General features: G+C 72.6%; 10 protein-coding genes. All 10 read right to left on the bottom strand.

Annotated features, from left to right (window positions below):
• Window positions 1-98 precede the first annotated feature (98 nt).
• The 10 genes from OHA98_RS32670 to OHA98_RS32625 all read right to left on the bottom strand — a co-directional run bounded on the left by OHA98_RS32670 (window position 99) and on the right by OHA98_RS32625 (window position 13,604).
• Window positions 99-2,291, bottom strand: coding sequence for a hypothetical protein (locus OHA98_RS32670; protein WP_266931092.1), 2,193 nt, complete (start codon window positions 2,289-2,291; stop codon window positions 99-101).
• Window positions 2,292-2,313: 22 nt separating this feature from the next.
• Complete coding sequence (locus tag OHA98_RS32665; protein ID WP_266931091.1) at window positions 2,314-6,123, bottom strand: putative baseplate assembly protein; 3,810 nt, start codon at window positions 6,121-6,123, stop codon at window positions 2,314-2,316.
• The gene (locus OHA98_RS32660; RefSeq protein WP_266931090.1) at window positions 6,120-9,380 is read right to left on the bottom strand and encodes a putative baseplate assembly protein; all 3,261 of its coding nucleotides are present in this window, start codon (window positions 9,378-9,380) and stop codon (window positions 6,120-6,122) included. Before OHA98_RS32660 ends, OHA98_RS32665 begins: the two co-directional genes overlap by 4 nt.
• Window positions 9,377-9,760, bottom strand: coding sequence for a GPW/gp25 family protein (locus OHA98_RS32655; RefSeq protein WP_266931089.1), 384 nt, complete (start codon window positions 9,758-9,760; stop codon window positions 9,377-9,379). Before OHA98_RS32655 ends, OHA98_RS32660 begins: the two co-directional genes overlap by 4 nt.
• Window positions 9,757-10,101, bottom strand: coding sequence for a hypothetical protein (locus OHA98_RS32650; protein ID WP_323179679.1), 345 nt, complete (start codon window positions 10,099-10,101; stop codon window positions 9,757-9,759). The genes OHA98_RS32655 and OHA98_RS32650 overlap by 4 nt, the downstream gene beginning before the upstream one ends.
• A gap of 95 nt (window positions 10,102-10,196) precedes the next feature.
• Window positions 10,197-10,727 carry a phage baseplate assembly protein V gene (locus tag OHA98_RS32645; RefSeq protein WP_266931085.1) on the bottom strand — a complete coding sequence of 177 codons (531 nt, stop codon included), beginning with the start codon at window positions 10,725-10,727 and terminating at the stop codon, window positions 10,197-10,199.
• A gap of 54 nt (window positions 10,728-10,781) precedes the next feature.
• Complete coding sequence (locus OHA98_RS32640; RefSeq protein WP_266931083.1) at window positions 10,782-11,921, bottom strand: hypothetical protein; 1,140 nt, start codon at window positions 11,919-11,921, stop codon at window positions 10,782-10,784.
• Window positions 11,914-12,297, bottom strand: a complete 384-nt coding sequence (locus OHA98_RS32635; protein WP_266931081.1) for a hypothetical protein — start codon at window positions 12,295-12,297, stop codon at window positions 11,914-11,916. The genes OHA98_RS32640 and OHA98_RS32635 overlap by 8 nt, the downstream gene beginning before the upstream one ends.
• 9 nt (window positions 12,298-12,306) lie before the next feature.
• Window positions 12,307-12,993 carry a hypothetical protein gene (locus OHA98_RS32630; RefSeq protein ID WP_266931079.1) on the bottom strand — a complete coding sequence of 229 codons (687 nt, stop codon included), beginning with the start codon at window positions 12,991-12,993 and terminating at the stop codon, window positions 12,307-12,309.
• A complete protein-coding gene (locus OHA98_RS32625) occupies window positions 12,990-13,604 on the bottom strand; it encodes a HEAT repeat domain-containing protein (RefSeq protein WP_266931078.1) in 615 nt (204 codons plus the stop codon). Before OHA98_RS32625 ends, OHA98_RS32630 begins: the two co-directional genes overlap by 4 nt.

Here is a 13,604-nt window from a genome sequence, read left to right as displayed (position 1 = left end):
TCTGAAGAAGTCAGGTGGGGCGAACGGGCCGGGTGGCCGTCGCGGTGGTCGGACCGGGCGGCCGGGCCGGCCGGTGCGCCCGGCCGCCCGGCGCCGGGTCAGGTGACGGGAAAGATCCCGGCGTCCGTACCGGCCGGGGTGTACTCGGCGAGCCGCGCCCGCAGGCTGTCCTCGCGCTGCGGTTCGTACAGGTCGTGGAAGACGCCCATCTCCGAGCCGTCGTCGGCACCCCGGCGGATCTGCCACGGACCGCCGTCCGCGAGCCGCCCGTACGCGGGGGTGCCGTACCGCTCGCCGCTCAGCAGCGGACGCACCTCCTCCGCACGGTCGGCACCCACCAGGTCGGGCTGGCAGCGGTGCCGGCGCGGGGTGCGGGAGCCGGGCGGCACGTACGAGAACCGCAGACAGCCGATGCCCCGCCGCACCACCCGTAGCCGCCCGGTGAAGACGCTGTTCTCGGCGATCTCCACGGCGTGCGTGTGCACCTCGCCGATGACCGTCGTGCGGTGGGCGTGCAGTACGGCGTGGGCGTGACGGCAGTCCGGGGCGGACAGGGCCGCCCGGTCGTGACCGGTGGCGTCCAGGACGCTGTCGCGGAGGTGGATGGCCGGCGGGTCGTGGCTGACCTCGTCGCCGATCACCTCGATCGTGCCGATGATGCTGTGGTCCACCGAGACGCACGCGGTGGTCCGGTCCAGGACGAGGCTCGGCTCCTCCGGGGAGTGCGGGTCGCACTCCGGCTCCAGCGACCAGCCGGGCACCAGGGTGCAGTGCCGCAGCACGACCGCGCCGACGGGACCGCTGACATGGAGCCCGCGCCCGGTGACCAGCAGCCCGTCCAGCACGATGCGCGGCGCGTCCCCGTGGCCATGGGAGCCGGTGGGACCGTCGTCCTCCCGGGCCCGGATGTTGAGGGCGTCGGGCCGGTTGCTGTACCAGTCGAGCAGCCGGATCACCGGGCGGCAGCCCTCGGCGGCCCGCAGCTCCAGCCGGTCGCCGCGGTCGAGATCGAAGTCCAGCTGCTCCTGATAGGCGCCGCTGTGCGTGATCTCGATGATGCCCTCGGCCCCGCGGTGGCCCGCCGACCGGTCCGCGCGCCACTGCTCGTACGCGTCCATGATCCGCTGGAACGCCTGGCCCGGACCCACCCGGTAGATCCTGGCGGTGGGCGGGGTGACCCGCTCGCGCGGGTACTCGCCACCGCCGATGTCGTCACCCGCGGCGTAGTGGTAGGTGACCCAGACCCCCTGCCGGGGTGCCGAGCGGGACCCGAAGGCGATCCGCCCCAGCACCGGGTCGACGGCCACCGAGCCGAGCCTGGGCCGGTAGCGCCAGTCCGACAGGTCCGCCACGACGATGTCCGACATCGGCACCGGCTCGTCCTGCCCGTCCCGCCAGACGGTGAAGCTCTTGCCGGGCCCGTAGTGGTCCGCGAGCCGGTCGGAGAGCTGACGCCGCCTGATGAACGCGGGCACGTTGTCGATCGTCGCGAGATGCGTGGCCGAGGGCTCCGGCACCGGACGCGTCACCAGCGGGCTGTCGTTGCCCAGGATCGAGAACGTGTACAGGCTGCGGGCCCGGTCGACGCAGTACGCCGGTGCCCGGGTCACGTGGTACGGCTTGAGCCGCCACACGTACAGCCCGATCCCGGCGGGGGAGTGACCGCCGCTCCGGCGCGCCGAACCCGCCCTGCGTACGTCGGCCGACCTGGCCATCTCGTCGAACGGGCCGCCCGCCAGGTCCAGTTGGCCACCCCGGCGGACATCGGCCAGCCGGCCCCGGGACAGCCTGCGTACATCGGCGGACGGCGCCCCCGTCCCGTACAGCTTCACCGGCTGCTGCTGGGAGACCAGCCGGGAGAGCTCCACCGCCCTGGACGGCCACCCGGCCACCTCCTGCGCCAGCTCCTCCAGCAGTGCGAGGGTGCCCTTGCGGCGGCGGTTGGCGACCGTCGAGGCGACATCGCGGCGCGGCGCGAGCGCCTCGGCGAGCCGGGTACGGGCCTCGCCGTCGCCCGGTCCGCCCCGCGCGCCGCCGAGCCCGGCGGCCTGGACCCGCTCGTAGCCGGGCAGCGGCCGGTAGCCCACCAGGTCGCCGAGGTACGGCAGCACCCAGGGCGCGGCCGTCTCCACGAAGAGGTCCTCATAGCTCTGCTCGACCCCGTCGCGCACCCGGTCCGCCTGCTCGGCGATCACCGCGAGCAGTGCGCGCAGCGGCTCACCGCCCTCGGCGTCCCGCAGCCGGTGCCACTGCGGGAGCAGCTCCGCGAGTCCGTCCGGTTCCCTGCTCATGCGGCGCTCCCTTCCTGGGTGTTCATGCGGTGACCTCCGTCAGGATCAGCGTGTCCGGGACGTCCGGTGACAGCAGGACCAGCTGCGCGGGCCGGATGCCGCGGAAGACGAACACCGCGCGGCCCTTCGCGAGCGGCCGGGTGTCGGTGATGTCCGGGTTGAGGCGGAGCAGTTCATCGAGGCCGATGCCGTACCGGGCGGCGACGGAGGTGAGCGTCTCGCCCTCCGGCGCGGTGACCCGGTGCACGTCCTCGTCGTAGGCCGCGAGCCGCGCCGCGACCGTGCGCCGCGGCTCGGCCAGGGACTCGGTGAGCGCGGGCAGGTCCTCGGGGGTGAAGGACGCGGGCACCCCGCCGAAGACGTCCACGTCCACATGGCCGACGCCGGGCACCGAGTGGGCCGTGGCCAGCACGTCCGACAGATGCGCGGGGCTGCCCAGCTCGCGCCGGGCGGGGCCGAACCGGGCCAGCAGGGCCTGGCGCAGCCGGGGTTCGACCAGCTGCCAGCTGTGGTCGCGGGCCACCTTCACCTTCGCCGCGAGGAGCAGCAGGACCGGTTCGCGCACCTGTACCCGCACCGGCAGCCGGGAGTCGCCGTACCGGGCGAGCGAGGAGCGCAGCGCGGTGAGCACGTCGGAGTCCTCGGCGACCGGGATGTCCGCCACCCCGGCGACCGTCACGTGCAGCAGCCGCCGCCTGCCGTCGAAGACCTCGCGCGCCGCCGCCCGGCCGATCCCGGCCCGGGAGCGGGCGAAGTCCTCGTAGTCGGCGACCGACACCAGCCGGTCCAGCGCCGACACGGCGAGCGGGACCGTGGACCGGGTCAGGGCGGGGCCGTCCGCGTCCGCGCCGCCCGTCGCGGGCTGCGGATTGGTGACCCCGGTGACGCCCAGCGGCCGGGTGACCGCCTGGGTGATCCGGTCCGCCCGGACGTTGGCGGCCCGGCCGGTCCCGAAGCGGTAGCGGGCCCGGACGTTCTCGTGGCCGGTGGGCAGCCGGGCCCCGTGCACCCCGTCGCCGAAGGTCACCGTCGTCCGGCCGCCCGACACCCCGCCGACGTAGACGCGCTCGCGCGGTCCCCGCCCGGCGAGGCTGTCCACCTCGTGCCACAGCAGCCCGTCCACCCGCACTTCGAGGGCCGGGACGGCCCCCAGCGGATTGTCGGCGGGCAGCCAGGTCAGCGGCGACTGCCACAGCGCGAACGTCTGGTTGGCCCGGTCCGCGTCCCCGCTGCCGATCGGCTCCTCCCGGCTCTCGCCATGGGTGGCCGCCACCACATTGCCCCGGACGCGCACGGTGGCGCGCCGGTAGCGGTGGACCAGATCCGTCGTCAGCGTCAGCCGGGTGTGCACATGGTCGCCGGGCACCAGCGGGTCCAGCACCTGCTCGGCCTCCGCGACCGTCACCAGTTCGGTGCCGGGCACGGCGGGTACGTCCGTGCGCTCCCCGGACACGATCAGCTGCCGCCCCGGACGCAGTCCGTCGTACAGCTCGGCCAGCTCCAGCTCGTTGCCGTGCACGTCCTCGCCGAGCGGTTCCTCGGCGAGCCGCAGTGGCTGACCGCCCGCGTGCACGGCCGTGTCGCGGATCGTGGACAGCAGCACATCGTGCTCGTCGAGCCAGGGATCGGCCAGCGTCAGCTCCGTACCGCGGCCCGTGATGCCGAAGTCGGTGTACACGGCGGTGCGTACGGCGGTGACCCGGGTGGTCACGGACCGGAGGTCCGGGTCGCCCGGGATGCCGTCCGGCCCCTCGGCCCCCTTGCGGGGGCGCTCGATCGCGATCCAGCTGCCGACCGTGACCGAGTCCTGGACCGAGTCGAGGGAGATCACCCGCCGGTTCGCGGGCTCCGGCACCGAAGCGATGCCGATCACCACGTTGGCCGGTTCGCTGCCCACCGTGTAGCGGACGGTCAGTTCATAGCCGTCGTGCCGGACCTGCTCATGGTCACCGGGCGCCAGACGCCACTCCCTGGGCTCGCCGTTGTGCACGACGACATGGACCCGGCCGTCCTCACCGGGACGGGACACGAACAGCGTCCGCTCGGGCAGCCCCTCGTGCAGCCGGGCGGTGACGCCCGGCTCCTGCGAGTCGGCGGGCCGCCGCTGGAGCCAGCTCAGATCGTGGTCCTGAGCGGCCCGTGCCGTCACCGTGACCCGGCCGGGGCCGAGCTCGAACGTCGTCTCGGCCTGGAGGTTCTCCGACTGCTGGACCGACGAACCGGTCTCCGTGTACTGGAACTCCGCCCGCACCGGGACCCGGCCCGCCGTGTCGAACACGACCCGCATCGTCGTCAGGGCCGAGCCGGTCAGCGGCCAGTCGGCCTGCCTGATCACCCGCCCCCGCGCGTCCTGCACCGGCCGCAGCGGCGCCATCGCCCCGAACGGGGACGTCGTCACCCGCAGCGCCTGCACCTCGTGGAGCAGCGCGGGCGCGGTCGGCGCGGACTGCCGCCACGCCGGATACATCCCGTCGGCGATCCGCGGGTCGAGCGCCGCCAGCAGCCGCGCCCCCAGGTCCGGGCCGGGCGCGGCCAGCCGGTCCGCGCCGGAGCCCGGGGACCCGGCCCGCCCGGCAGCGCGGGAACCGGCGTGCGAACCGGCGTGCGAACCGGGGCGTACGACTCCGTCGCGCAGCGCCGGAAGCACCGCACCGAGCGCCCGCAGCGCCGCCGGAGCGGCCGGGAGCGCGCGGCGGAGCGCCTCGGGCGCGGGCCGCGACGGTTCCAGGTCGGCCGCCTGCGCGATCACTTCGCCGACCATCGCCTCCAACTGCTCGAACCAGGCGGCGACGTCCTCGTGCGCACGGGCCACGGCCTGCGCCTCGGCCAGCCGCTCGTGCGGCCCGGCCAGCCGCGCCGCGAGACGTGCGGGTGAGGCGATGGTGTCCAGGTCCGCCCGCAGCGGGGCCAGTACCTGGGCGTCGAACTCCTCGATGTACCGGCTGACCGGGCGCGGATTGGGGTTGTCGGGCGTGGGCTCGCCGTCCTCGACCGCCCGCTCGTCCTCCGTGATCCACTCCCGGAGCAGGTCCACCAGTTCGGCGAGGGTCGGCGGGGCGGACTGCTGGAGCCCGATCCCCGTCACGTCCTCCTCGCGGTCGACCCGGAGCCGGGCGACGGTCCGGATCAGCCGCTTCCCCGGCTCCTGCCCGTCCGGGCCGCCCTGCTGTCCCTTGAAGACGAACAGCAGCCGGTCACCGGCCGTCAGCCCCGTCGTCGTACCCGCGACCTGGATCTCGGAACGCCCGGTCAGATCCTCCTCGGTCAGCAGCGAGGGCCTGCGCCGGCGCACCGCCAGCTCGTTCCACGACGCGCGGGCCGTGAGATCGGCGGAGGTCTCGAAGACCTGCGACTCGTCCTCGGACGTGAGCGGAACGCTGTTGCTGCGCGCCCCGCGCGGGATCACCACCTCCACGTCCGCGTCCCGCGGATCACGGTCCAGGGTGTACGCGAGATGGGTGTCGGCGGCGATCCCCGGCCGCGGCCGGTGCCCCACCAGCCGGCCGAGCAGCGCCAGCGAGCGGTACTCGTTCGCGGTGCGCAGATACGCCTCGTCCACGATCCGCTCGGAGTGGAAGGTGAGCAGATCACCGACGACGGCCCAGGAGTCCAGGAGCCCGACCGCCGGATCGTCCGGGGTCCGGACCGTCAGCCCCCGCAGCGCCGGATAGGCGGGGGAGGCCAGGCGGTCCTTCATGGCCGCCAGGAACGAGCCGTACTCCCCGACCCGGTAGTCCAGGGCCGTGCGCCCCGGCGGGTTGTACAGGGGCGCGGGCGCCCGGCGCTCGTCATGTCCGCCGCAGCCGCAGCCGCAGTCGTGCGCGCCGCTCATCGGGTACCTCCGGCGAGCTCGATGGTCAGCCGGCCGTTCTCGGGCCGGTCGGGGTCGTTGTCGCACCGTGCGACCTCCAGCGGGCCGAGCCGCAGCACGCCCGCCTCCAGGGCCGGATCGTCGTCCCGGCCGTACTCCGCGTCGCCGCCGCCGGAGATGGTGTCGCCGCCCCCGCGGAGGAGGCCGCCACCGCGCCCGGCGCCGTCGTCGCGGTCGGTCCCGTCGTCGAAGAGCCGCCGCAGCCGGGTCACCGTCACGCTCTCCACGCCCTGCACGGCGGCCGTCGCGGCCACCAGGGCGCTCAGCCGCACCGGCTCACCGAACACCAGCGCGTCGGGGTGGAAGAACCCGGGCCGCCCGCCCGGCAACCGCCCGCTGCCCAGCAGCCGGTACAGCTCCGCCAGGATCTGCCCGTGCTGATGACCGGGCGCCGCACACACCGACAGAGCGATGTCCAGCGGTACGTTCCTGGCCGGGCCGACCACCAGGTCATGGCCGATACGCCGGTAGCTCTCCAGCTCGTACGCCACCGCGTCGAGCAGCTCGGGCGCCGGCTCCCCGGCCCCCAGCGCGTCGACGGCGACATGCGCCTCCTGCACACTGCCCGTCCAGCGGATCTCCGCCGCCGCGCGCTGCACCCCCGGCAGCGCGGACGCCAGCGCCGCGTAGTCCTCGGCGGTCACCGCCCGCTGCCGGGTGCGCTTCAGGTCGAGCGGAGCCAACTGACGTACCTGCTCCAGCGGTTCGGGCTCCGTACCTCCCACGGCGGGCAGCGGATTGCGCACCCCCGCCACCGGCATCGCCTCCCCGGAGTCCTCGGCCTCCGGACCGCGGTGCAGCACCAGATGGTTCACGGCCTCCGCACCGACATTGCCCGCCGTACCGCCGCCGAGCCGGTAGTGCAGTTCGAGCCGGGTGCCGGGGCCCGGCCGGGCACCATGACGGCCGTCGCCGAAGCGCAGCGCGATCCGCCCGTCGTCCTCCAGCTCACCGACCAGATGCCGGTCCCGGTGCCCGCTGGACAGCAGATCCCGGCGCGCCGTCCACACCGTTTCACCGTCCACCGCCGTCACCGAGGGCAGCGCGGCCCGCGGATCCTGGACCAGGGCCGCCGCGGGACCCCGCAGCACGGGCGCGTCCGGACGCAGCCCGGCCGCATGGCCGGGCCCCCAACTCCTGGCGATCTCCCAGGCGATGCCCGCGTCCAGCACCGAACCCGCCCGTGCCCGCGCCGTCAGCACATCGAGCCTGCGCAGCTTCGGTGCCAGCAGCCGAGGACTGCGGTGCAGCAGCTCCCGCAGCGCCCGTACCGGATGGAGGTGCAGCTCCAGATGTTCCAGCACCCGCAGCCCGAAGAGCACGGTCAGCTCATCGATCTCCGCCTCCGCCAGCCCGTCGTGGTCACGGGCGCTGCGCCACAGCTCCACCAGCCGCTCCCGCACCCGTCCGGGCACGGCGGCCAGCCGGTCGGCCTGCCCGGCCGACACATGCTCCGGCAGCGGGAACGGTGCCGCCTGGACGACGGGGGAGCGCTGGAGCACCGGCCGGAACCGGGGCCGGACACCGGGATAGACGGTCTGCGCCAGCAGCGTCGCCAGCGCCTCCGCCTGCTCGTACGCCGTGCCCGGTACGACCTTCTCGCGCCGCCGCCCGGCCAGCTCCAGACCGATCCCGGCGCGCGTCACCTCCGCCTCACCGGCCAGCGCGGACAGCTCACGCACCTGGTCGGCGGTCAACAGCCGTCCGTGCCGGGTCTGTTCCAGGCGTGCCACGACGAGCCGAGCCGTCGCGTTGCCCGCGTCGGTGTCCCCGCAGTCGAAGCCCGAGGGTTCGCAGGAACCGAGCACGGCGGGCTCCGGCGGCACGGTCACCGTCTCCGGCGGCGCCCCCGCGAACGTCAGTGACCTGCCGTGGTCGACCAGGACCACATTGCCCCGCGCCACGCTCACATCCGCCACCGGCTCACAGCCCGGCCCGCCCCGGGTCGACAGACACACCGGGAACGCCAGCGCGTCCTCGCGCGCCCAGGTGACCTCCAGCACGGGCTGCCCGGAGAGCCGGTCCACGCCCGGCGTGAGCGAGGTCAGCCGTACGGCCTGCCGGTGCGCCGGGTCCGCGTCACCGGGCGTACCCGAACGCGCCCCGCGCACCTCCTCGAAGACCAGCAGATCGCCCGGCGCCAGGGCCAGCGCCCGCACCGTGCACTTCTTGTCGGCCCACTCGTCGCGCAGCGTCGCCGACACCGCGCCCTTCGGCAGGGCGCACACCTCGTCGCCCCACGTCCAGAACCGGACGGTGTTGTGCGCGGGCCGCAGCTCGGCCGGCTCCCCGGCCACCACCGGCTCGAAGACCTCCACCGAACCGCGCTCCGCCAGCACCGCCAGATCGCGGTCCTCGATGACGGTGCCCATCTCGGGCCGGTCGCGCGGCCCCAGCGTACGGACATCGACGGCGGCGAACCGGAACGTCCCCGGCCGCAGCGTCATCCGCTTCGTCACCTCGACGGTGACCAGCGTCCGGGCATTGCACCCGTCGTGCATCGGATAGTCGATCAGCCGTACGTGACGCCGCACCGACACCCGCCTGCGGGCGGTGTCCAGATACGCCTCGGTGGCCACCGCGTCCTGCTGATAGCTGATCCGGTCCGCCGCGTGCGCCAGCAGCTCGACGAGCGTGACACCGAGATCGGCCGGGTTGCGCTCCACCCACCCGGGCGTGGTCAGCGCCAGCCGGTCCAGGACGAGCCGGCGCACCGACTCGTAGTCGCGCGCCGTGTAGTCGATGACGGGCGCTTCGGTCCGGGGAGCGGGGTCGGCGCCCGCCGCCCCGTCCACGCGGTCGAAGGGCGTCGGGCAGTCCGGCCGGAAGGTGAACTCCGCCCCGAAGTACCGCTGGTCGAACCCGGGGAACGGCTCCGTACCCGGCCGCCCGTACGGATCGGTGTCCACCACCGACAGCCGGTAGCGCGAGGTGTCCCCGGTCCGGTCGACCGTCACGAGCAGCCGGTCGTCCAGCTCCGGGTCCTCCTCGCGCTCCACGGCCACCTCGACCGCCTCGATCCCGGTGATCCGGCGGCCGCCGTCGATCCGGATGTTCTCCGGGCACAGCCCGTGCGGCGCCTTGCCGAGAAACGTCACCGTCAGCGTCAGCCCGTCGTCACCGGCCTCCACCGCGTCCACGCCGCCGAGCCGCGCCGCACGCACCTTGCCGCGCCTGCCGTCGGTGCGGCAGACCAACTCCCTGCTCGGGTTGCTCATGCGGGCCCGCTCCCTTCGAACACCTCGTCGCGCCGGCTCCCGGTGGAGCGCACCACATAGCGCAGATACACCCGGACCACGTTCTCCTCGCTCACCACGTCCAGGGACTCCACCTCGATCAGCTCGCCCAGCCAGCGCTGCAACGAGGCCTGCACCGACAGCTCCAGGGCCGAAGCCAGCTCGGGACTGTTCGGTGTGAAGACCAGGTCCAGCAGCCCGCAGCCGAAGTCCGGCCGCATCACCCGCTCGCCCGGACTGGTGAACAGCAACTGCTCGACCAGATCGCGCACATGGTCGTCGTACGGGGCATGCGCACTGCGCCCACGCCGGTCGACGCGGAACGGGAACGCGATGTCGTCGCGTACGGTCCTCGCCCTCATGCGCAGCTCACCCCCCGCGGTGCGGCCGCGACGGACGGCGGCCCCTGCGGCACGAGTGCCGCGCCGAAGCACTGCGCCGCACTCGTGTGCAGCAGCACGGGCATGCCGTCGACGAGGACACCGCCCGGCTGCGGGCTCCACCGGACGGTGGTGCACGGATGCGGCACCCCGTCGACGGTGTGCGGGCATCCGTGCACGGCGAAGACATCGGCGGCCGTGTGGACGGGCAGCCCGTCCAGCCGCACGGCGGCGGGCTGCCCGGCGGTGGCGGATGCCCGGCCGCCGTGCGGGCAGCTGAGCGTGGCGGCGGCGCTGACGATGGTCCCTGAGCGTGTGGACAAGAGTCCTCTCCCCGTCATTCCTTCTCGTTGCGATCGGCTACGGCTACGGCTGCGGCTACGGCGGTAGGTACGCGGCTACGGTGGTAGCTACGCGGCTACGGCTTCTTGGGCACGACCAGCCGGCCGTCGTTGATGTTGACCTCGCCACCGGTCAGTACGACCGAGGCACCCTGCCCGTTGGCGATCGTCACGCCCTTCTCGTCGAGCTGGATGTACGCCCCGCTCGCCGCCTGGAGCCGGATGCCCTGGCCCCCGTCCGGCACATCGCCCATCACGAACTTGTGCTGGTCGGAGGTCTGGATCACCACGTTCTGGTGAGCGGCGGAACCGGTCAGCGCGTCGGGCGGCAACTCCTGGCTGTCCCCGTACCAGCACCCGGTCCAGATGGGGAAGCTGACCTCGCCCTGCTCGAACTCCACCCACACCCCGGCCCCGACGGCGGGCACCACGTACTGCCCCGACTGCGGCCCGGTGAACGGCAGACAGGGCATGGCCCACGTGGACGTCTCGTTGCCCAGGACGTCCGGCACCTTGACCGTGACCCGCCCGATCCTCAGCGGATCGTCATTGCTCACCACCCGCCCCCGGAACTTGCCGAGAAACCGGTTGTTCGGTCCTGCAGCCATGCGAAGCTCTCCTGGTCCATTTCCGCTGTAGCGGGCTCTGCTGCCTCTGCTGCCCTAGGGCCGTACGGTGTCGCTGCGGGCGATCAGGCCCTCGCGCGACAGCGTGAAGTTCTGCTGGTACGAACCGGGCCTGATGTTGTGCGTGACGGATTTGACGAAGTAGTCGCCGTCGTACGTCACCCCGGCGCCACGCACCCCGACCAGCTCGCGCGGACGCAGGATGTACCCGTGCCGGTTCACGTCCAGGGACCCGGAACCGGAGATGGCGTCCGCCGACAGCGCGGCCCGCGCCAGCAGTTCGGCCTGCGCCTGCCCCGACTCCCGCTTCGCCGTACCCGACAGCGTGCGGCGCTTCAACGCGGGCGTGGCGCGGAGGCCCAGCGGCGGGCGCAGCGGCCCGATGTCGGGCTGCGGCAGCAGCCGGCTGTCCCGGGTGGCCGGGTCCTGCACCCGGGCCTGCGGCTCCTCGCGGGCCGTCCCGTCGTACGCGAACGTCAGCTGGTCCACCGTCGAGTTGACGTCCATGTTCACGTTGAGCGCGTGCTGCCGCTGCCCGAGCCGGGCCTCCGGGCCCCACACGGCGACCGAGCGGCCGGGGCGCGGCCCCGGTTCCAGGTAGAAGGTGTACCCGTTGGCCCGCGCGAGCTCGTTCACGTAACTCAGATCGGTGCCCGACTGGTAGTCGACCCGGAGCCGCTCGTGCGGGGGCTGCTCGATCTTCTCCTGGAAGACATGGGGCTCGATGCCGTAGTCGGCGTACCGGGACAGGATGCGCGCGACGCGCCCCGAGGGCCGCAGATTGGGATAGCGGTCGGTGCGCTCCTCCAGGTCCATCAGGAGGGTCAGATCCTCACCGGTCAGGGTGAGGGTGGAGTGCCCCGGCTGATTGCTGGCGCCGACCTCCTGCCGCACGATCAGCCCGTCGAGCAGCACCCAGGCGGTGCCCTTCACGCTCACACTGAGAATCACCCGGGTCTTCGGATCGAAGAACCCCTCGGGCAGCAGCTGTCGGGACAGCGCACCTTGCTTGGTCAGGTCGAACGCCAGCTGGAACCCGCTGCGTTCACCGGCCGTCGCGGTGATCTGCGCCGACAGCAACGCCTCGGTGACCTCCGGCGGAACGGGCCGGGTCAGCCGCGGCCCCGCCTCCAGCGTGATGTGGATGGGCCCGCCCCCCACGGGCTGATCAGACATACCGCGCCCCCGCCCCCGCTCCCGGGAAGCCCCCCGCGTGCGGGACCGCGATGACCCGCCCCGCCTCCTCGGTCAGCTCGTACGGATCCAGTACGGGATTGGCGTCGGCGATCTGCCACCACTGCCCTGGGTCCCCGAGGTAGTGCTGCGCCAGCAGATCGGGCCGCTCCCCGCCGCTGACGGTGTGCGGCGCGGTCTCGTCGTCCACGGCGTCGCTCAGCGGAGGCAGCAACCGGCGCTTGGTGTACCGCACTTCGGTCCCGTCGGCCATCCGGTGCACCCCGATCTCGGCGTCGTGGTACCGGCTGGAGCGCGGATAGGGGTGGGCACCGGGAATGGCGTCCAGCGCGTTCTCGTACGGCTCGATGTCGGCCATGGCCTCGACTCAGCCCCTCCCCATGACGGTGTTGCCCCCGGCCAGCCCCAACGAGGCGAGCCCCCCACTGCGCGCGGCCCTGGCGAGCCGCTCCTTCTGCGCGAGATGCGCCATGTACAGATCGGCCCCGCGGTGCCCGGCCGGCAGATCGCTGACGCTGAGCACCTTCATACCGATGCTGAGGCTCGCCCGGATCGGATTGAGGTTCACGTCGAACGCGGACTCGTTGATGGCCAGTTCGGTGATCCGCACGGGCATCACGCGCTTGCTGCCCCAGGTGAAGAGGGTCAGCGGCATCTCGATCGGGCTGATCTCGATGGTCCCCTTCTTGGACAGCCGGCTCGCCTCCCGGAGCTGCGCGGTGGTGGGATGCACGAGCATTTCGAGGGTGGCCAGCTCCGGATGGATGCCATCGGGGGCGGCCACCTCGAACTGATCGGTGGCATCGATCTCGGCGGTGAACTTCCAGGTCTCCTGAGCGGGCCCCTTGAGCCGAAGGGCCTCATTCCGGTCCCCGGACCCACTCCCGCCGCCGCCGGAGTCCCCACTACCGCCGGCCGACTGGGGCGCGAGGGAGCGTTCGAGGGTGTCGGGGTTGAACTGCAGGACGATGATGCGCTGGGGGGTGCCGCGCTCGGGGTCGACGACGACTATGCCGGAGCGGATGGGTTTGGGGATGTCTGCGTAGCGGGTCACTGTTCGCTTCCCGTCCTATTGCCGGATCCAGTGTGCGCGGCCCGATCACGGATAATTTTGAGCACCTCTCCTGACTCGAATCGAACCAATTCATCTAGATCGTGGTCGTGTACGTACTGAACGAGCGGTTCGATCTGCTCCCATTCGATGGTGGATGCGACCACCAGGGCGACTCGTCGGACTATCGGGGTCGGGTCATTCACGGCCCAGCGCAGGAGGGAGAAAAGTTTGTGGTCAAATTGTTCTTGGCATTGAATGCTGAGCAGCCTGACCGCATCCATGAGGGCATCTCCGTCACGGGTACTGCTGAAAAGATCGACCATGGAGGTAGGGGTGTGGAATTCGATGATGTTGCTCAGGGTTTCTGCCGTGTGCAGGCGCGAGGGCCCCGTGATCGCAATATAATCCACCTGGAGCAGATGGTCTTCGATCCAGTGGATTGCTGATTCTTGATCATTGGAGAGCCAAATGATTTCGAAAGGCACGCCGTCGGGTTCGCCTTTTGTCCGCTCGACTACTCTGTGTACAGTCCAATCCAGCCCGGCGGCAATCCGCTCCATTTCCTCTCTATTAAAGGGCGTCTTGGGTACGAGATGAACACGCTCGTTCAA

The sequence above is a fragment of the Streptomyces sp. NBC_00654 genome (genome assembly GCF_026341775.1).
Lineage (GTDB): Bacteria > Actinomycetota > Actinomycetes > Streptomycetales > Streptomycetaceae > Streptomyces.
This window is presented reverse-complemented; position numbering and strand designations above follow the sequence as displayed.